Source organism: Herbaspirillum sp. FG34 (assembly GCF_057809315.1).
In genome coordinates, this window is the sequence record NZ_JBMDJS010000003.1 from 148,422 (window position 1) to 166,689 (window position 18,268).

Annotated in this window: 19 protein-coding genes; 3 read left to right on the forward strand and 16 right to left on the reverse strand. The window is 63.6% G+C overall.

Going from position 1 to position 18,268, the window contains the following annotated elements:
• Window positions 1–36: 36 nt before the first annotated feature.
• Entirely contained in the window at window positions 37–1,452 is a 1,416-nt protein-coding gene (locus tag ACODSZ_RS04885) for a M20 family metallopeptidase (RefSeq protein WP_488927147.1), read from the reverse strand.
• A 264-nt stretch (window positions 1,453–1,716) separates the two neighbouring features.
• Between ACODSZ_RS04885 and ACODSZ_RS04890 the strand changes: the two genes are divergently transcribed.
• From ACODSZ_RS04890 to rfbG, 3 genes are all read left to right on the forward strand, one after another.
• Window positions 1,717–2,652: a LysR family transcriptional regulator gene (locus tag ACODSZ_RS04890; RefSeq protein WP_034351412.1), complete on the forward strand. Its 936-nt coding sequence runs from the start codon at window positions 1,717–1,719 to the stop codon at window positions 2,650–2,652.
• Between the two features lie 202 nt (window positions 2,653–2,854).
• Window positions 2,855–3,817, forward strand: coding sequence for a tRNA 2-thiocytidine(32) synthetase TtcA (gene ttcA, locus ACODSZ_RS04895; protein WP_085943577.1), 963 nt, complete (start codon window positions 2,855–2,857; stop codon window positions 3,815–3,817).
• A 443-nt stretch (window positions 3,818–4,260) separates the two neighbouring features.
• On the forward strand, window positions 4,261–5,331 hold the full coding sequence (gene rfbG / locus ACODSZ_RS04900; protein WP_008333046.1) for a CDP-glucose 4,6-dehydratase: 1,071 nt from the start codon (window positions 4,261–4,263) through the stop codon (window positions 5,329–5,331).
• 31 nt (window positions 5,332–5,362) lie between these two features.
• Here rfbG and ACODSZ_RS04905 read toward each other — a convergent pair whose 3' ends face one another.
• The 15 genes from ACODSZ_RS04905 to pseG form a co-directional block, all read right to left on the reverse strand.
• Window positions 5,363–6,406 carry a class I SAM-dependent methyltransferase gene (locus ACODSZ_RS04905; RefSeq protein WP_488927148.1) on the reverse strand — a complete coding sequence of 348 codons (1,044 nt, stop codon included), beginning with the start codon at window positions 6,404–6,406 and terminating at the stop codon, window positions 5,363–5,365.
• A 108-nt stretch (window positions 6,407–6,514) separates the two neighbouring features.
• Entirely contained in the window at window positions 6,515–7,585 is a 1,071-nt protein-coding gene (locus ACODSZ_RS04910; protein ID WP_488927149.1) for a 3-oxoacyl-ACP synthase III family protein, read from the reverse strand.
• Window positions 7,578–8,342, reverse strand: a complete 765-nt coding sequence (locus tag ACODSZ_RS04915) for an SDR family NAD(P)-dependent oxidoreductase (RefSeq protein WP_008333053.1) — start codon at window positions 8,340–8,342, stop codon at window positions 7,578–7,580. Before ACODSZ_RS04915 ends, ACODSZ_RS04910 begins: the two co-directional genes overlap by 8 nt.
• Window positions 8,329–9,591, reverse strand: coding sequence for a class I adenylate-forming enzyme family protein (locus tag ACODSZ_RS04920; RefSeq protein WP_488927150.1), 1,263 nt, complete (start codon window positions 9,589–9,591; stop codon window positions 8,329–8,331). Before ACODSZ_RS04920 ends, ACODSZ_RS04915 begins: the two co-directional genes overlap by 14 nt.
• An 8-nt stretch (window positions 9,592–9,599) precedes the next feature.
• Window positions 9,600–9,857, reverse strand: a complete 258-nt coding sequence (locus ACODSZ_RS04925; protein WP_488927151.1) for an acyl carrier protein — start codon at window positions 9,855–9,857, stop codon at window positions 9,600–9,602.
• Window positions 9,845–10,423, reverse strand: coding sequence for a GNAT family N-acetyltransferase (locus tag ACODSZ_RS04930; RefSeq protein WP_008333060.1), 579 nt, complete (start codon window positions 10,421–10,423; stop codon window positions 9,845–9,847). Before ACODSZ_RS04930 ends, ACODSZ_RS04925 begins: the two co-directional genes overlap by 13 nt.
• Entirely contained in the window at window positions 10,420–11,136 is a 717-nt protein-coding gene (locus ACODSZ_RS04935; protein WP_349627562.1) for an alpha/beta fold hydrolase, read from the reverse strand. Before ACODSZ_RS04935 ends, ACODSZ_RS04930 begins: the two co-directional genes overlap by 4 nt.
• An 85-nt stretch (window positions 11,137–11,221) precedes the next feature.
• Complete coding sequence (locus tag ACODSZ_RS04940; protein WP_008333065.1) at window positions 11,222–11,980, reverse strand: SDR family NAD(P)-dependent oxidoreductase; 759 nt, start codon at window positions 11,978–11,980, stop codon at window positions 11,222–11,224.
• A 24-nt stretch (window positions 11,981–12,004) separates the two neighbouring features.
• Window positions 12,005–12,232, reverse strand: a complete 228-nt coding sequence (locus ACODSZ_RS04945; protein ID WP_008333067.1) for an acyl carrier protein — start codon at window positions 12,230–12,232, stop codon at window positions 12,005–12,007.
• A gap of 123 nt (window positions 12,233–12,355) precedes the next feature.
• A complete protein-coding gene (locus ACODSZ_RS04950) occupies window positions 12,356–13,120 on the reverse strand; it encodes an SDR family NAD(P)-dependent oxidoreductase (protein WP_008333068.1) in 765 nt (254 codons plus the stop codon).
• Window positions 13,117–14,208: a 3-oxoacyl-ACP synthase III family protein gene (locus tag ACODSZ_RS04955; protein ID WP_008333070.1), complete on the reverse strand. Its 1,092-nt coding sequence runs from the start codon at window positions 14,206–14,208 to the stop codon at window positions 13,117–13,119. Before ACODSZ_RS04955 ends, ACODSZ_RS04950 begins: the two co-directional genes overlap by 4 nt.
• A 27-nt stretch (window positions 14,209–14,235) precedes the next feature.
• The gene (locus ACODSZ_RS04960) at window positions 14,236–15,402 is read right to left on the reverse strand and encodes a class I SAM-dependent methyltransferase (RefSeq protein ID WP_488927152.1); all 1,167 of its coding nucleotides are present in this window, start codon (window positions 15,400–15,402) and stop codon (window positions 14,236–14,238) included.
• Window positions 15,399–16,157 carry a cytidylyltransferase domain-containing protein gene (locus ACODSZ_RS04965; RefSeq protein WP_175343945.1) on the reverse strand — a complete coding sequence of 253 codons (759 nt, stop codon included), beginning with the start codon at window positions 16,155–16,157 and terminating at the stop codon, window positions 15,399–15,401. The genes ACODSZ_RS04960 and ACODSZ_RS04965 overlap by 4 nt, the downstream gene beginning before the upstream one ends.
• On the reverse strand, window positions 16,157–17,218 hold the full coding sequence (gene pseI, locus ACODSZ_RS04970; RefSeq protein WP_175343944.1) for a pseudaminic acid synthase: 1,062 nt from the start codon (window positions 17,216–17,218) through the stop codon (window positions 16,157–16,159). The genes ACODSZ_RS04965 and pseI overlap by 1 nt, the downstream gene beginning before the upstream one ends.
• Window positions 17,215–18,264 carry a UDP-2,4-diacetamido-2,4,6-trideoxy-beta-L-altropyranose hydrolase gene (gene pseG / locus ACODSZ_RS04975; protein ID WP_488927153.1) on the reverse strand — a complete coding sequence of 350 codons (1,050 nt, stop codon included), beginning with the start codon at window positions 18,262–18,264 and terminating at the stop codon, window positions 17,215–17,217. The genes pseI and pseG overlap by 4 nt, the downstream gene beginning before the upstream one ends.
• Between the last annotated feature and the right edge of the window lie 4 nt (window positions 18,265–18,268).

The following is an 18,268-nucleotide window of genomic DNA, read 5'->3' on the forward strand; positions in this document are numbered from 1 at the left end:
TTGCGTTCGCGAAAATGAAAATGAAAAAGGGGGGATTCAGGCAACCGCAGACTGCGCCCGCTGCTGGCGCACCTGCCGTCCCTGCTGGCCGATATCCCACAACAGGCCCGCCATCAGTTGCAGGCCTTCGCGCGCCACCGGTGCGAGCAGGTGTTCGTCCGGCGCATGCTGCGAACAGGAGGGATAGGAGTGCGGCATCCACAGCGTGGGCAGGCCCAGCGCTTCCGAGAAGCAGTGATTGGGGATGGTGCCGCCCAGGTTGGGCAGGATGGTCACGGGCTTGCCACAGGTTTGCTGCAGGGAGCCGGTGGCCAGGCGCACCCAGGCATCGTCCGGATCGAGCCGCGTGGCGGGTGCGGCCGCCTGGATCTCGATCTGTACATCGGCATAGCCGTGTTCATCGAGATGGCGGCGCAGGCTCTGCTGGACGTCTTCCCAGACTGTGCCGACCACGAAGCGCAGCTGGAACACCGCCTGTGCCCGCGCCGGAATCGCCCCCACCGGGCGCTGCGCATTGCCGGCCTCGAAGGCAATCAGCTCCAGCGTATTCCAGGCAAACAGGCGTTCACCGGCGCTCAGGCCCGGCTCCCCCCAGTGCACATCGAGCACCGGATCACCGGCATCGCTGCCCACCGCAAAATCGCGCACCAGCGAGCGCACGCGCTCGCTCACATTGCGTGGACGCAGACCCGGCACCCGGATCACGCCGCGCCCATCCACCAGCGAGGCGGCCGCATTGGCCAGGACGGTGGCCGGATTGCGCAGCACCCCGCCCCAGTTGCCGGCGTGGTGCGCGCCATTGCCCGTATCGAGCACCAGCTTGAATTGCAGCGCCCCGCGCGAACCGAGAAACAGCGTCGGACTGGATGCGGCCAGGCGCGGGCCATCCGAGGCCAGGAACAGATCGGCCTCCAGATAATCGGCATGATCGCGGCAGGCCTCGTAGAGACCGGGCGAGCCCACCTCCTCGCCCATTTCGAAAATCATTTTCAGGTTGCAGCCCAGCTTGCCATCAGCGGCCTGGATGGCTGAGGCCAGCGCGCCCAGGTTGATGCTGTGCTGGCCCTTGTTGTCAGCCGTCCCGCGCCCGTACCAGCGCTCGCCGTCCGGACTCAGCTGCCAGGGGGAGCGATCCTGCCGCCAGCGGCCTTCCTGGCCGTTGACCACATCGCCGTGGCCGTACATGAGCACCGTCACCGCCTCGACTGATTCGATACGGCGTGCCAGCAGCAGGGGCGGCGCGCCCTCGACCGGATTGACGATCTGCCGCGTCTCGAAACCCAACGCGGCCAGCGCCGGTGCGATCTCTTCACGCAGGTAGGTGGCCAGCTCGTCGGCGCGCGCCGGGTTCTGGCTTTCGGTTGGCAGTGCAATGCGACGTTGCAGATCACGCTGGAAACGGCCCGAATCGAAATACTCTGTGGCCAGACGAAGGGCGCTGCTGCGGGACATGAAGGACTCCAGGTGAACTGTCATTGGAGACGATTCTAGAAGCCACCATGGTTTCCAACAATGTCAATTTTTAAAACGATTCTTTCTCAAATTGGCAAAATAATTTATTGTGTTGTATACGGCATTTCAGCCCAAGAAGCGTGCACGAATCCAGTAGTATGCCGATTATTTCGTGCATCATTGTTGTTGTGCACCATGATGGTCTTGCGCAGCTTTGCAATGATTTTCTCTTCATCTTGCCAAAATCAGAAAGCCATTTCTGCCATGCAAAGTACCGCTCTGCGCTATTTCTATCAGGTTGGTCGCACCGGCTCGCTGACCGCCGCCGCCGAACGGCTGCATGTGGCGGTCTCGGCGGTGAGCCGCCAGATCGCCAAGATGGAAGAAGAAACCGGCGTGCCCCTCTTCGAGCGCCGCGCGCGCGGGATGGTGCTCACGCCGGCGGGCGAAGTGCTGATGGCCTTCGCGCGGCGCAACCTGCTGGAGGTGGAGCAGGTCATGGCCGAGGTCAAGGGCCTGCATGCCGTGGGCCAGAGCGTGGTCACGCTGGCCTGCTCGGAAGGCTTTGCCTGGGACCTGCTGCCCAACGTGATGGCGCACTTTCGCGAACAATATCCGGGCATGCAGTTCAAGCTCAACGTGGTGGGTGCGGCCAAGGCCTCGCAGATGGTCATTGATGGCGAGGCCGATATCTCGGTCACCTACAGCCTGGGCCCGGTGGAAGGACTGAACATCGCCTACCGCGAATCGGGACCAATCTTCGCATTGATGCGACGCGACCATCCGCTGGCCGCGCGCACGCTGCTCGCCCTGAACGATCTTTCACCCTACCCGCTGGCCTTGCCGGAACAGGGCTCCACGGTACGCCAGCTGTTCGACATTGCCTGCGGCATGCGCGGGTTGCTGTTCGCGCCCGTCTTCACCAGCCACTCGCTGGGCGCGGTCTACCGCTTCACCGCCCGCTCGCCCGACACCGTGGCGCTGGGCGGCTTCCTCACCGTACAGGAACGCGCCGAGGAAGACGGCATGGCCCTGGTGCCCATGGCCGAGAGCGAACTGCATCAGCGCACCCTGCAGGTCCAGACCATGGCTGGACGCAAGCTGCCGCCGGCGGTAGCGGCCTTCATCGACTTCCTGGTGGCGGCGATCCGGCAGATCCGTACCCGCCACGAACTGGGCGGGCTGCAAGCCGACAAATGAGCCGGACCCAGCAGCGATATGAGGCATCCATGCGACGCTTGCCGCGCAGCAAGCCACGCAGAAATGGCAGGATCCGGCGCTGCATGAGAAAATGCCGGTCCTCCGCCCGCACGCAGCCTTCCGCCCCTATCCCCTACGGACATGGATGAGCGGCAACATTGCTCGTCCGGCAGCAACAGCCTACCGATTGAAGGAATATCCCATGAACGACATTGCCGCTGCAGTGCAACTGTCCGACCTCGCCGACCTCGATGCCTCCTCCGCACAGGAGCAGGAAGAACGCGGCCAGCCCGAAGTGACCGCGCGCGGTTCGCGCCGCTTCGAGCTGCTGGAAAAGAACATCCGCCGCCTGACCGGTCGTGCCATCGCCGACTTCGACATGATCCGCGACGGCGACGTCATCATGGCCTGCATGTCGGGCGGTGCCGACAGCTACACCATGCTCGATACGCTGCGCTACCTGCAGACGGTAGCACCGGTGAAGTTCGAGATCATCGCGGTCAACCTGGACCAGAAGCAACCGGGCTTCCCCGAGCACATCCTGCCGGAATACTTCGAACGTATCGGCGTGCGTTATCGCATCGTCGAGGAAGACACCTACAGCATCGTCAAGGAAAAGATCGCCCCCGGCAAGACCACCTGCTCGCTCTGCTCACGCCTGCGTCGCGGCATCCTGTACCGCGTAGCCAAGGAACTGGGCGCGACCAAGATCGCACTGGGCCATCACCGCGATGACATCCTGCACACCTTCATGCTCAACATGTTCTACGGCGGCAAGATCAAGACCATGCCGCCCAAGCTGATTGCCGATGACGGCGAGAACGTGGTGATCCGCCCGCTGGCCTACGTGCGCGAGCCCGACATCAAGAAATATGCGGCGGCCATGGAGTTCCCCATCATCCCCTGCAACCTGTGCGGCTCACAGCCCAACCTGCAGCGCCAGGCCATGCGCGAGATGCTGAACCAGTGGGAGAAGACCAATCCCCTGTGGATCAAGAGCATGTTTACCGCCATGGCCAACATCACGCCCTCGCACATGCTGGACCGCAGCCTGTTCGATTTCACGAACTTCACCGCCGGTGCAGGCAAAGAGGCACAGGGCGACACCCTCTTCGACCGTGACGACAAACTGGACCAGGGCCAGTCTGTCATCAACCTGGTGTGAGCCGGCGAGACGCTTCGGCTCATCGCAGCGTCTCGCAAAAAACTTAGTTCGACGAGACACTGCGTTCCACCTCATCCGGGCGAAATCCCCCTGCGGCGCGGCTTTCGCGCCCATCGCCGATTCCCGGGAGATGATGCAAAAGTAAATTTTTGTTGTCGTGCGGCTATAGTCGGGGATTGGGCATCAAATACCCTCCTCTTCCGCGCTTGAAGGCCAAAACACGCATGTTCTAATCTGTCCCATCGCAATGCCGAGCCGCGAGGCTGCATTGCCAGGGAAAGAAAAAACATAACCATGCAGTCGTGGTTTCGCAGGGAAACGTGGTCCCGGCCAGTGTCACGGCCGGACTGCGTGGTATCGCCATCCGCGTCATTGAACGGCTTGCCGCCGTCATGCCTCTGCACCCCGAACGACTCTCTGCCATACGTGTAAGAGGCTGCCTGATGGCTAACTTTTGGCGCGACAAGCGCGTTTTCATCACCGGTCATACCGGCTTCAAGGGAAGCTGGCTGACCCTGTGGCTGCACCTCATGGGAGCCCGGGTGAGCGGTTACGCGTTGCCGGCGCCGACCAATCCCAGCCTGTTCCATCTGGCGCGTCTGCAGAACTGCGTGCAGACCACTACCGGCGACGTGCGCGACCCCAAGCATCTGGCCGACACGCTGGCGGCCGTGCAACCCGATGTGGTATTCCATCTGGCCGGACAACCGCAGATCAGCCAGGCCTTCCTCAATCCGCTGGATACCTTCGCCACCAACATGATGGGCACGGCCCATCTGCTGGAGGCTGTGCGTTTGACGCCCAGCGTGCGCGCCGTCGTGATCGCCACCAGCAACAAGTGCTACGAAAACCGCGAATGGCTGTGGGGATACCGCGAAGATGACCCCATGGGCGGACGTGACCCCTTCAGCAGCAGCAAGGGAGCGGCCGAACTGGTGACCTCGGCCTATCGCCGCTCCTACTTCTCGCCCGAGAAGGGCAGCCAGGTCGGCGTGGCCACGGTGCGCACCGGCAATGTCATCGGTGGGGGCGATTTCTCGCCGGAGCGGCTGGTCCCCGATTTCATCCGCGCGCTGGAAAGCCAGGAGCCGGTCATCATCCGCCAACCGCGCGCGGTACGCCCCTGGCAATTCGTGCTGGAGCCGCTGTCGGGTTATCTGCAGATTGGCAAGTTGCTCTACGAGCACGGCAGCGCCTATGCCGAAGCCTGGAATTTCGGACCGGCCGAAACCGACCTGCAGACCGTGGCCCAGATCTGCGCCACCTTCAACCACTCACTGCAGAAGAACGATGTGGAACCGATCGAAGTGCGGCTGGAACCGGAGGAAGAGCCGCAGGAAGCCGTGCTGCGCCTCGACATTTCCAAGGCCCGGCAGCGCCTGGACTGGATCCCGCGCATGGAACTCTATACCGCTCTTGAGCTGACCGCGCAGTGGTATGCCGGCTATCTCAACAACGAAGACCTGCGCACCCTGAGCGAGAATCAGATCGCCTTCTACCAGAGCCTGACTTAGTCGCCTCACCCCCTGCCCGGCGGGCGCATCCTCAGGACAGATAAGGGTCGACGACGCGCGCGGAAAAACCCGACTTGCCGGCGATTTTCATCATGTTGAGCCGGGTCAGCGCCGGTCTTGGGGTGATGACCACCGGAATGGAAGCTGCGCTGAGCAAATCCGAACTCTGTATCAAGGCACCCGCCAGGCGTTCGCCGGCGCGTTCGCGATCATGGGGGATGATCCTTCCGGCCCCTACCCGCTCGGCGAGCACCGTATCGCCAGCCGTGGCCAGCAGCAGATCGGTACCCGCTCCCCAGGCTGCCACCGGCCCGCTCTCGCTGAGCCGCAACAAGGTCTGGCTCAGACGGGCATTCAGATCTGCCCTGAACGTCAGGAAGCGTCGGGTACAGCCGATGGCATCTGTGCCGCCCTCCCGATGCAGCAGCAGACGGGCGCGGGGCACAAACCCGAACAGGCTGACCTCTTCACGCATGACGGTCCAGCCACAGGAACGCGCCAGGGCCGCCAGCCGGTCCACGGTGAAATAATGAAGATGCTGCGGACAGATCTGGTTGCTCATGCTGAGTACCTCATCGTTGAGCAAACTGTGGTCGGGGGTCTCGAGGTAGAGATAGGCTCCAGGCCGTGCCTGGTTGCGCAAGCCGCGCAAGAGACGACGCGGGTCGATGATGTGCTCGAATACATGGCTGCAGAATCCCAGGTCGAACTGCGCATCTTGCTCTGCATGTTCATCCAGCACATCCAACCGCAAGGTTCTCGTAGAGATTCCATCCAGCGGCAATGGCGCAAAGTCGTAACCCGTCAGTTGCTCGCGCGGCACGCCGAAGCGCTGATGCAGCGCCTTGAGCACCTCCCCGCGCCCGTAACCGAAGTCGGCAATGCGAGGGGATTGCTGAGTTTTTCTGACCGTTTCCAGGGCATCGGCGGCAAACGCCACCATGTCTTCGTAAGGTGAACTGCCGTCCGTCGACCAGACCTGCTCGTCCAGCGGGCGCGCATACAGGTCGGCGATCAGTTCTTCGGTGATGACGCGCAGATCCACCATGACATGCCCGCACGTTCGGCATCCCATGATCTGATGCTCGTGCATCTTGCTGCCCAGCATGAAAGGAACGCGGCCAACAGGATCAAAGGCGCTGCCGACGCAAATGGGACACTGAAGTGACATTTCTGCTCCTGATCAGGAGGGTGAAGCCGCCGGACTGGCGACTTCCACGATCTCGCAATACTGCAACGGCGCTGTCCGCCATGCAGCCGAGGCCCAGCGCCAACCTACACCGAAGCCGCTCATGAGCAGATTGAGCGGCGCCGTCGCCTGCACTGCCGGGCCCGCCAGGGCCGAGGCGATCGCCAGCGGGATCGATGCCGAACTGGTATTGCCGAAGCCGTCCAGTGCCAGCACCATCTGTTGCTCGCTGAACCCGACCTTGTTGGCCAGATGCCGCAACATGGTTTCGTTGGCCTGGTGCAGCAGCAGGTAATCGACGTCAGCGTTGTTCCAGCCGGCCACCTCCATGGCCGCGGCGATATTTTTCGGGACCTGGCGCAAGGTGAAGGCGAAGACCTGGGCACCGTCCATGAACAGATGACCGAAACAGGCATCATCTACCGGATGACGCGCAGCGCCATCGCGCACGGTCAGATAGGGCGCGCCACTGCCGTCCACCCCCGGCACCACGGCCAGGAAACCGCTGTCCTGGTCACCGCGCTCCAGCGCGATTGCGCAAACGGCATCACCGAACAGGGGACGGGTATTGTGATCCTGCGGCGGGACGAACTGGGTAGTGGTATCCCCCACCACCAGCAGGGCACGGCGGCCATTGCTGCTGGCCAGCAGACTGGACGCAACCCACAGGCCGTCAACGAAACCGGAACAGCCACTGGTGATATCCAGGCTGCCACAATGCTTGCGCAACCCCAGCCGATGCTGCAGCAAAGGCGCATTGCCGGGGAGCGGGTAGTCAGGGGTCTGCGTCACCACGATCAACAGATCCACACTGTCGGCCGGCCACTGCAGGCCCTCCAGCAACTTGCGTGCCGCGGCCTCGCCAAGATCGCAGGCGGTCATGCCGGGCGGGACCAGGTGGCGGGTGTGGATCCCGGTGGCGGCGGCGACCTTGTGCGCATTCTCGTAGCCCCACTGACGGGTGAGCGTGTCGGCGTCTTCGGTCTGCGCTGGCAGGGCGGCCACCAGGCCCCGCAGGTGGATGCCGGCCAGACGGCTGTGCAGGGCGGATGTGGTATCAGGCATTGATGCCACCATCGATGGTGATGACCTGCCCTGTAATGAATGCCGCCTCGGGAGAGAGCAGGAAGCGCACCATCGGCACCACGTCATCGACACGGCCCAGGCGACCCAGCGGGGTTCTGCGCACGATCTGCTGGCGTCGCTCCGGTTGCAGCGATGAGGACATGTCGGTTTCCATGTAGCCGGGCGCGACCGAATTGACCGTGATGCCGCGTCGGCCCACTTCGCGCGCCAGCGAACGGGTGAAGCCATCGAGCCCGGCCTTGGTCGCGGAATACGGACCGAGGCCGTTATAGCCATGACTGCCGATGATGGAACTGATGTTGATGATGCGACCGGCTCCGCCATGACGCAACATCAGCTGCACGACCGCACGCGTCATCTCGATGGCGCCGACCAGGTTGACGTCGATCATCTTCCTGATTTCGACACTGGGCAGCGTGGCCAGCACGCCATCGCGTGCCACACCGGCATTGTTGATCAGGGCATAGGGGCTCTTGACCTGGTGCCGGGTGCAAGCCTGCCTGACGAACACGGGCACCGCATCTGCATCGGCCACGTCCAGACGACTGTAGCTGAGGCGCGCGCCGAAACGGCTCGCCAGCGCGTCAAGCCCGGCCCCCGGTTCCTCGCTGCGCGCGCAGGTAGCGACCTCATATCCGGCTTCCAGCAGGGCGGTGGCAAACGCCAGGCCCAGGCCCTTGCTGGCACCGGTGACCAGCACCAGTTGGACATCCTGTCCTTGCTCATTGGGAGACATGTTTTCTACCTTTCTTTCCGGACTCCAGGACCACACTGTCCACGAATCGATAGCGCGCCGGTCTGGCTACCGCAGGCAGCAGTTCCACGGCACGCGCCCTGAGTGCCGCTTCCACGACGGCTGGATCACTGCCCTCGCGGGCGCACACCTGAACCACCAGAAGATGGCCGAGAATGGGATTGGGATGCGCAATCACGCACAGGTCGGCCACCCCATCCACGCCTTCCAGCAAGGCTTCCACCTTCTCCGGTACGACCTTGGTCCCGCCGATATTGACGACCGAATCGCGTCGGCCCACGAACTGCACGCGATCGGCCTGCAGCTCCACCAGATCCCCCGTACGCAGCCAGCCATCAAGCTCTGCCGTCGTACCGCCGGCATAGCCCAGCATGCCGCGCGCACTGCGGATCTCCAGTTCTCCTTCATGGATGCGCAAGTGCACCCCTTCCACCGGATGGGTCAGCCACTGCGCCGGAAAGCCGGCCTTGCCGTCGGCAACGGTGAAGCCGACGCCGGCCTCGGTGGAGGCGTAGATATGTCGCACGCTCGCCTGCGGGAATCGCTGGCTCAGCGCGTCCAGCAGGGGCTGCGAGCAAGCCTCGCCGCCCAGGGTAATCACCTTGAGCGTGCAGGTCGGATCGGCGGGCAAGGCCGCCAACAGGGCGCGCCAGAAGGAAGGAGTGGCGCTCACGTGGGTGGCGCCACTTTGCAGGGCGCTGCAAAGTGCGTGGATGCTGCGTTCGGGTGCCAGCAGACGGGCGCCGTTGACGGCTGCCGTCAACAGCACCTGCAGACCGGCGAAGGATGCGGGTTCATAGCTGAGCAGCCAGACCGCCTGGCTGCCGTGCGGATGATGACGGACGCCGGCCAGCAGCCGTTGCAGCGAATACACCGCAGACTTGGCGCGTCCGGTCGTGCCGGACGTAAACAGCCGCAAGCCGGGCTGCGCGTCGGACTGCTCAGGATCGATCCAGGCCGGCACGCCCGGCGCCAGCTCGCGCGACATCAGGCCGGCATACTGCTCGACCGTGCCTTCGCGCGCCAGGGCGATATCCAGCGGCGCAAGCTGCGCCATGATCACCCCCACCAAAGCTGCGCGCGCACTGCGGGCATCGAGCGTCAGCCTGACGGTGTCGCCCAGCGCCTGTACGGCCTGCTCGGCCAGGCCCAGCAGTTCCTGCAGAGCACACTCGCCCCTGTCATCCTGGAGGACCAATGCTGGCGCAAAGTGCAGTCTGGACGACGCCACGACAGGCCTCAACGCTCGGAATAGATCGCGGCCAGATCACCGACCGTGACGAAGGAGCGAAAGCCTTCGCGGAACGGATCGTGTCCGATCTTCTCTTCCAGAACCAGCAGGAATACCGCAAGGTCCAGCGAATCGATCGGCAGTTCACCATGCAGGAACACCGTATCGGCGCTCAGGGTGGCGGGCACCGGGAAGTTCTTCTGTGCCAGCAACTCGCGCAGGCTTTCAATGATGACGTCGAGAACGTCGGAATTTACGGCTGACACTTGTTCTCCTCTATGCCGAATGCTCTGAGGCTATCAGCGATGCTTTGGGTATTCCAGCGGCGTGCCTCCCACTCCTGGCGGAGCAGTTCGAAGACATGAACGTCCCGATACACGCCGTTCTTGATTATATGCTCTTTGAGTACACCGACTTCCCGCATTCCCAGCAGTCTCTGCAGCTTCAGCACGCGCTGATTGGCGTCGATGATCTGGATGACGTTCTTGTGCATGCCCAGCACGTAGAACAGGTAATCCATGAAGTAGGCATGCACATGTCCCCCGAACTTGCGGGCAGCCTCGACGGTGCCAAAGTAGGAGCCGCAACTGCAGCGACCATTGACACGATCGATATCGGCATAGGAAAGAAAACCGACCGGTTCGCCATCGCCCAGGATCAGGAAATGTTCGTAGTCGCTGCGGGCTTCGCAGCCGGCCAGCCAGCGACGCTGCTGTTCGAGCTGGTCCGGCTGTACATCCGAAAACATCATGTCGTTGATGCGTGGCTGCGAGCGCCAGCTCAGGATCAGCGCGGCGTCATCCAGGGTGGGGCGTCGGAAGGTGATGCTCATGCGGGTTGCCTTTGCAAAGATGCGAGGAAGTCGCCGATCCCCGCCGTCAGCCAGGCAGGCCGCAGAATGTGGGGAATGTGGCCGCCATCCTCGTTGAGCATGAGGTCCGGCGCAGGCGGGAAGGACGAACTCTCCGGCAGGGGAACGATACGATCATCGCGACTCCAGAAGAATCGCAGCGGCATGGGCAGCGCCTCCCAGTTCACGGTCCGCGCCTCACCGGAGGCGGCAGTCACGATCATGTCCTCCAGCATCGCCGTCAGTATCGTCCTGCGCTGGGCACTGCCCATCTGTTCCAGGTGATGACGCGCCATGCGCGGTACGCTGTCGCAGCTCCGTCCGGCCAGCGATTGTGCATACGCCAGCGCCTTGTCGAGATCATCGGCCGCCAGCGCCTGGCGCAGCAGGGGAAGATTGAAGCGGCTGTCCAGTCCGGCGCAGGCCACCAGCGACAGCGAGGCGAATCGATCCGGCGCACGCAATGCCCCCTGCAAGGCAATCCAGGCGCCGAAAGAATGGGCCACGACATGGCAGCGCGACACCTCGAGAGCGTCCAGCGCATCCTCCAGCCAGCCGGCCGGATGACCGGACCATGAGGCCAGATTGCGCCCATGACCGGGCAAATCCAGCGCCATGATCCTTCCGTACCGCGCCAGAGGCACGATGCAGTACTGCCAGGAAAACATGTCGCCCAGAAAACCGTGCAGCATCACGATCGGCAAGGAGCTCTCCCGGCCATGAGTGAGCACATGATGCCGGGCGCGCCGACCGGAAACCGTCGTGACTTCCATGAAAGACCTAGCCGACCATATGACCGCCATCTACGGTCAGGTTGGTGCCGGTGATCCACTTGCTGGCGTCCGAGAGCAGGAAGGCGATGGGTGCCGCGACGTCCTCGGGCTGTCCCATGCCCATGGGATGGCGTTGCAGGATGGAGGCGACCTGGGACTCGTTCATCTCGGCAAAGGCCTTGCGCGACATGGCCGTATCGATCATGGCGGGCGCCACGGAATTGACCCGGATACCATCGCGCAACAGCTCCATGGCCAGGCCGCGCGCGGCAGACATCAGGCCGGCCTTGCTGGCACCGTAGACCACATTGCCCGGCTGACCGAGAAAACCACCGATCGACGACACCAGGACCATGGAGGCAGCAGGCGCGGCACATCCTTTCTGCCGCATGCCTCGGGCCAGGGCCAGGGCCGAGCCCAGGTTGGTGTGCATGATTCTGTCGAAATGCGCAGTACTGAAACTGCGTACGGGAAGCGTCTGCTGCACGCCTACGCAATAGACCATGCCATGCAGCGGCCCTTGCCGGCACACTTCGTTCTTGAACCAGGCGGGCACCTCATCGAGGCGGGTAACGTCAAAGGGAGCAATGGCATGGCCCTCGCCGGCGAGTTCGGGCAGCACGGCCTCGAGGCGCTCGCCGTCACGGCCGTTGAGGATCACGCTGGCACCAAGGCTGGCGACCAGGATGGCGGCAGCACGTCCGATGCCGGCCGAGGCGCCTGCGATGAGGATGCGCCGACCGGCAAGATCGAAGGGATCAGTCATGGCACCGCCGCAACAGCAGCCGGTTCAGTTGCCAGCCTTGGCCAGTGCGACCAGGTCACCGATGGTCTTGGCCTTTTGCAGATCGTCGCCCGCCAGGACGTGACCGGCCTTTTCATCGACCAGGGCGATGAAGCTGATGGTCGCCAGCGAATCCCAGGTATCGAGGGTATCGAGCGGCGTGGCAGCGGAAATCTCGCTGGCATCCACTTCGAGAATTTCGGCGAGTGCGTTGATGATGTCTTGATCGTTCACTATGGGCCTCTGTACGCAAATTGACTGGAGGGCATCTTAACACCCGCATCACGGCTTCATACAAGTAAGAAACGCCGGTTTTCCCGGCCAATTCTAACGGGGCCAGGCCGGGCGGAAACCCGCTCAGCCAGCCAGATAGCCGCCATCCACGGGCAGCGTTGCCCCGGTGATCCAGGCACTGTCAGGCCCCAGAAGAAAGGCGCATGCCTTGGCGATATCAAGCGGCCGCACCAGTCCCAGCGGATGGGCCTGCAGCAGCGCCTGACGCTGCGCCTCGGCCAGCAGCTGGAACTGTTCATCGGCCTTGGGGCCCTGCACGACGGCGGGGGCCAGGCAGTTGACGCGAATCGGCTTGTCGGCCAGCTCCAGCGCAAGCGACTGGGTCAGCGACACCAGCGCGGCCTTGGACGCCGCATACAGGCTACGGGCTTTCTGCCCGCGCAGCCCGGCAACGGAACCGATGAGCACCATGCTGGCACCGGCCGCAGAGACGCCCTTCTGACGCAGGCCCTTGGCCAGCATCAGAGGCGCGGCCACGTTGACATGAAAATACCGATCGAACTGCTCGGCATTGATGCGGCTCAAGGGCGAATATCCCTGGAACGACGCCGAATGCACCAGCCCGTTCAGAGCAGTCTCAGCGGCGATGGCCTTGATCCGTGCCGGGATTGCATCCAGCTCGGCCAGGTCCATCACTTCCACGGTGTGACGCTCAGGATGGGCGATGGTATCCCGCGTCTGTTCCAGCGCATCCCTTCGCCGCCCCAGCAGGACCAGCGCAGCGCCCAGGTCGGCCAGCTCCCGGCAGATGCTCAGCCCGATGGCCGAATCGGCGGACGCGCCGGTGACCAGGATGCGCTGTCCCCGCCATTTCCCTGACTCGCTCATCGTCCGCCGAGCCGCAGTGGCGGGAAATCGTCAGGGATCTCGATGACCGCCGGTGCCGGGATCGGCCCGACGTCGGCGACCAATGAGGCCCACGACCAACCGACCCCGAAGCCGGCCAGCATGAGCTTGCGGGTGCCCTTGCCCAGTTGTTCGGCCAGACTGCTGCAAATGGCCAGTGGAATCGACGCCGAACTGGTATTGCCGTAATCGTGAAGATCAACGATGAAGCGCTCGGCATCGACGGCGATCTTGCGGCGGATCTGGTCGAGCATCAGCTTGTTGGCCTGGTGCAATACGAAATGATCGATCTGCTCGCTGCTCACCCCGGCCAGTTCCAGATTGGCCTTGACCAGGGGCGGCACTGCACGCAAGGAGAAGGAAAATACCTCGGGACCATTCAGGCTCAAGCGGGCATCGCGATAGGCCGCTTCATGCTGCTCCGCATTCATCGGCTGCTCTTGCGGAATGAGCGGGTTGCGACGGCCACCGGCCTTGACGACGATATGCGGTGCACCCCGTCCGTCGGTGCCCATGACCACGTGCATGGCGCCACTGCCCGGCCGTTTCTCCAGCGCGACAGCGGCACCGGCGTCACCGAACAGGGGGCGGGTGGAGCGGTCATCGGGCATCAGATGCCTGGTGCTGGTATCGCCGCACAGCACGAGTGCCCGCTTGCCACTGGCCCCGGAGAGCATGGTGGAGGCGATCCAGGTCGCATAGATGAAGCCCGAGCAACCGAGGTTGATATCAAGCGCTGCGCAACTGGTTGGCAAACCCAGGCGATTCTGGATCAGACAGGCCGTGGCGGGGAGGTTGTAATCGCTGTCCTGGGAAACGAAGATCAGCACTTCCACCGTCGACGGATCCCATTGCAGCGACTTCAGCAGATCCTCCGCTGCGGCCACGCACATGTCGGAGGCACACAGATGCGGCGGCAACACGCGGCGCTCGTAGATGCCGGTACTCTGCTCCAGCTTTTCCGCCTCGGCGGGAGTGAAGATGCCGGGTTCCCTGACGTAGGAATGACGATGGACCGGGACGGCGACCCGGAACCCTGCGAAAGCGATGTCTTGGACTGTGGCGTGCATGGCGGCGATCCTGAATATCAGAGTACGTTACTGGGCATAGAGGTCGACAAGTCTAGCGTCGAACTCTTCAGACCGGGCAAAATTAATCATGCTGCGGCGGGTACCGGAATAGGCGGGCATGAGGATCACCGGCCCCTCCTGATTCCGGATATCGGACGAGGACAGTATCTGCTGGCCATGGATCGTCGCACCGGCCAGCGCACGATCGACAATGCGTACCCGACCGCTTTCCAGCAGGGCCCCTGTCTGCGGGTGCTCTTCGAGCATGCGCCAGAGATCACCACCGGCGCCCCACAGCAGGACCGGACCGGCGCACATCAGACTGCGCGCGATCTGCGCCCTGGTCTCGACACCCGCTTGCAGACTGGCGCGCAGCCTGGCCGCCGGTTCGTCGGCGGGCGCGGCGCGCGCCCGCATGCGCAAGCGCGGGATTCCCCCGGTGACCTGTGTATCGACATGCTCGACCAGCAAGCCGACCGATGCCATCAGTTTTGCCAGCGAGTCTGCGGTGAAATAGTTGATATGCTGCGGATGGATCAGATTGCACACATCCGGACGACCGACGTCAACGGCGGAGAAGTCCGGCGTCTCGATGTAAATCACCCCGCCGCAATGTTGCACCAGCTTCTTGAGCTGCCGCAGGAAGCGACGCGGATCGAGGACGTGCTCGATGACATGGGAGGACATGACGGCATCGACGGGTGTGCCGGCCTGCACCAGCGCCATGAGATCCGTGGTGTTCAGATCGGCCTGCCGGAACGCAAACCGGTCCGGCAGCATGCGATTGAAATCAATGCCCAGCAGGCGTGGCAAGGCAATGTCGAAGCGTTCGGCCAGCGTGACCAGCAGCGGACCATTGCCGCACCCCACGTCGATGATCAGCCCTGCCGAGGACTTCAGCGCCGCGCCGCCGGCAAGCTCCACCATCTCCGCATAGGGCTGCAGGGCATCGGCCCCCTTGAGGTCGCCCCAGGACACCGGTTGCTGACTCTCCTGTGCATAGAGCCTGGAAAAGACGGCGGCATCGTATTGCTCAATCGTGCGGACATGCCCGCAATTGCGACACGCACCCAAGGCGAATTCCTGCTCGACGCGTTGCAGTGAGGTCCCCTCGCGGCGGGTCTCGCCGGCGTGGACCGCACCAATGCGATCCCATTCATCGTCATCACAGATGACGCAACGGATGCTGTTCATGCGCTTTCTCCTTTCTGCCGGACATGCTGGTTCAATTGCCCCCAGTCGGGATGCTGTCGCATCACCGCATCGCAATCGCGCCAGGAGAAATCCGGATGCCCGGGCAACAATACTTCCATGATCCGGGAGACCAGTTCAAAATCGGCCGGCTCATCCACACACCACCGCCAACCCGGCGCTCCGGCGGGATCGCTTGCTCCCGCCGCTACGGCGCGCAGGTGATAGCGTTCCGGACGATGATAGATATAGGGCGTGACGTGCTCGCGCTCATAGGGAGTCGTCGCACTGTCCTGGTCAGCCTGATCGAGCAATGCACGTCGGAAGACCTCCACGTCCAGACCGCGGGGATAGAAATTCATGTCCAGATGCGCATAGTCCACCTGCGGATCCTCAAGCACGGCCGCGACCACCTGATCCAGCAAGACCGGATCGATCAGCGGACAGTCCGAGGTCACGCGCACGATCACCTCAGCCTCGGCCATCCTGGCGGCGATGACGAAACGGGCCAGGACGTCATGCTCGGGACCGCGCGCCACCTTCACGCCCAGCCTTGCGCCGAGCGCGGCGATTTCATCATCGCTGGCGTTGGTCGTAGTGGCCAGCACCACCTCATCAACCGTGACGCTGCGTTGCAGGCGCCCGATGTGGTGCGCCAGCAGGGTCTTGCCCATGACGTCGAGCAGGACCTTGCGCGGCAGTCGGGTCGAGGTAGTCCGCGCCTGCGTGATGCAGACGACCTTGGGTCGATGGCTCATCAGCGCTGCTCGGAAAGCCTTACCATGGGCCAGGCCAACGGCTCGCCCCGCTTGATGTCGCGGCTGGCGCTGGCACCGATGACCGTGTCGAGATGCTTGGGCGGCAGCCCCAGTCCCGGGCGGATGGAGCGCACGTTCTCGGCGGTGAAGGCGGCACCGGCGGCGATATCCTGCACGGCATAGAGCGAACGGCGATAGTCGCGTCCCTTTCCTTCGCCCGGCGTCGGACCGTAGGTCACTTCGCCCAGGCAATCGAAGGCCGTGCGCGCCGCCACCACCAGTTGACGCAGTTCTTCCGGCTCCAGCGAAAACGCCGAATCCACGCCGCCGTCAGCGCGCGCCAGGCACAGGTGCTTTTCGATGACGCTGGCGCCCAGAGCCACCGCAGCGGTCGGCACGGCAGTGCCATGGGTATGATCGGACAGGCCGGCCGGTGCCTGGAAGGCTTGCGACAGATGAGGAATCGTGCGCAGATTGCTCTCGCGCGGATCGCTGGGATAAGCGCTCACACAATGCAGCAGAATGACGCCATCGGCGCCTCCCTGGCGGGCTGTCTCCACCGCTTCCTCGATCTCGGCCAGCGTGGCCAGACCGGTCGACATGATCAGCGGCTTGCCGAAACTGGCCGCATAGCGGATCAGGGGTAAGTCGTTGAGCTCGAAGGAGGCGATCTTGAAGGCTGGCGCCCCAAGCTCATCAAGCATCTTCACTGCGGCACGGTCAAACGGACTGCTGAACAGAGCAATGCCGCGCTTGCGCGCATGTTCGAACAGCGCAGGGTGCCACTCGTAGGGCGTGGCCGCTTCCTGGTAGAGGTCATACAGGCTGCGCCCGGCCCACAACCCGCCCTCGATGACAAAGCCGGGCGCGGTGGAGTCGATCGTCATGCTGTCTGCCGTATAGGTCTGCATCTTGACGGCATCGGCCCCCGCATCGGCGGCTGCATCAATGAGCGCGATGGCGCGCGCGATCTCTCCGTTATGGTTGCCCGACATCTCCGCAATGATGTACGGAGGATGTCCCGGCCCAATCACGCGATCGGCGATCTTGACATGATTCATGACGCAAGTCTTTCCCTAAAATGTGTTGTAAGAAGCGCGTTGGCCACACGCACGGCACCCTGGCCATCGACCACACCGCGCAGTCCCTGCACGAGGCGTTCCCGTCCCGGCAGATCTTGCCACATTGCCGCCGCCATCGTGGCGATGTGTTCCGGCGCTGCGGCCGTGCGGCCATCCACGCAGGGATACGGACCATCGACACTGGCGGCCACCTGATTCTGCGCCACCACCACCGACAGCGCCGGCAGCCCCAGCGCCACCAGTTCGCCGATGGTGCCACCGGCTGCCGACACCACCAGCCCTGCACCAAGAAACAGCGGCACCACCGACGGCGGATTGACCACAACCCGTACTGCCGGACTTAGTTTATCGGCCAGGTCCTGCAAATCTTGATGATGCGCATAGGCTGCACCGGCCAGCACGGTCAACCCGACGTTGGCCGGCAAGCGTTCACGCAACAGTGGCAGCAAGGCCATCGAGAGATTGAGCGGATCCGACCCGCCAAAGCTGATGAGCACCTGCTCACGCGCAGCCAGCGCCTGCTGCGGCTGTGCGGCGGCGTGGCGGATGTCGCGACGGATCAGCGCCATCCTCGGCCCCAGCAGCAGCAAGGCTTGCGCCGAGATCGCCGCGTAGGCGTCCCGGGGCGCGTTGGGGGAGGCATCGATGATGAGATCGGCGGCCACGTCCTGATGCTCGGCACTGTCCCACAGCACCCCGAGCGGGGCCTCCCGGGCCACCGCACGCAGGTAGGCGTCATCGAGATGATAGCCGTCCACGACGGTGATACGCGGCCTGAGCACGCGCATCAATTCCCGCAAAGCGGCCAGGTCCTCTTCACTGTTGGCCGGCCCCGGCAGCGCGATCAACTGGGCGGGGATGGCCGCCATCATCGCCTGCGCCGCCGGCAGCGGATCGACCATGGCAAACACGACCGTGCCGCCCTGTTCAGTGATGGCTTCGGCAATGGCACGGCAGCGCATCAGGTGGCCCATGCCCATCGCCGCAGTTGCATCGACGCGAAACAGGACCAGGGAAGAGGACATGACG

What these genes read in the sequence shown, in the direction of transcription:
- ACODSZ_RS04955 (WP_008333070.1), bottom strand. Translation starts at nt 14,208, where the DNA reads ATGCACGCCACAGTCCAAGACATCGCTTTCGCAGGGTTCCGGGTCGCC.
- rfbG (WP_008333046.1), top strand. Translation starts at nt 4,261, where the DNA reads ATGGCTAACTTTTGGCGCGACAAGCGCGTTTTCATCACCGGTCATACC.
- ACODSZ_RS04915 (WP_008333053.1), bottom strand. Translation starts at nt 8,342, where the DNA reads ATGTCTCCCAATGAGCAAGGACAGGATGTCCAACTGGTGCTGGTCACC.
- pseI (WP_175343944.1), bottom strand. Translation starts at nt 17,218, where the DNA reads ATGAATCATGTCAAGATCGCCGATCGCGTGATTGGGCCGGGACATCCT.
- ACODSZ_RS04965 (WP_175343945.1), bottom strand. Translation starts at nt 16,157, where the DNA reads ATGAGCCATCGACCCAAGGTCGTCTGCATCACGCAGGCGCGGACTACC.
- ACODSZ_RS04960 (WP_488927152.1), bottom strand. Translation starts at nt 15,402, where the DNA reads ATGAACAGCATCCGTTGCGTCATCTGTGATGACGATGAATGGGATCGC.
- ACODSZ_RS04890 (WP_034351412.1), top strand. Translation starts at nt 1,717, where the DNA reads ATGCAAAGTACCGCTCTGCGCTATTTCTATCAGGTTGGTCGCACCGGC.
- pseG (WP_488927153.1), bottom strand. Translation starts at nt 18,264, where the DNA reads ATGTCCTCTTCCCTGGTCCTGTTTCGCGTCGATGCAACTGCGGCGATG.
- ACODSZ_RS04905 (WP_488927148.1), bottom strand. Translation starts at nt 6,406, where the DNA reads ATGGGATGCCGAACGTGCGGGCATGTCATGGTGGATCTGCGCGTCATC.
- ttcA (WP_085943577.1), top strand. Translation starts at nt 2,855, where the DNA reads ATGAACGACATTGCCGCTGCAGTGCAACTGTCCGACCTCGCCGACCTC.
- ACODSZ_RS04885 (WP_488927147.1), bottom strand. Translation starts at nt 1,452, where the DNA reads ATGTCCCGCAGCAGCGCCCTTCGTCTGGCCACAGAGTATTTCGATTCG.
- ACODSZ_RS04950 (WP_008333068.1), bottom strand. Translation starts at nt 13,120, where the DNA reads ATGAGCGAGTCAGGGAAATGGCGGGGACAGCGCATCCTGGTCACCGGC.
- ACODSZ_RS04940 (WP_008333065.1), bottom strand. Translation starts at nt 11,980, where the DNA reads ATGACTGATCCCTTCGATCTTGCCGGTCGGCGCATCCTCATCGCAGGC.
- ACODSZ_RS04910 (WP_488927149.1), bottom strand. Translation starts at nt 7,585, where the DNA reads ATGCCTGATACCACATCCGCCCTGCACAGCCGTCTGGCCGGCATCCAC.
- ACODSZ_RS04930 (WP_008333060.1), bottom strand. Translation starts at nt 10,423, where the DNA reads ATGAGCATCACCTTCCGACGCCCCACCCTGGATGACGCCGCGCTGATC.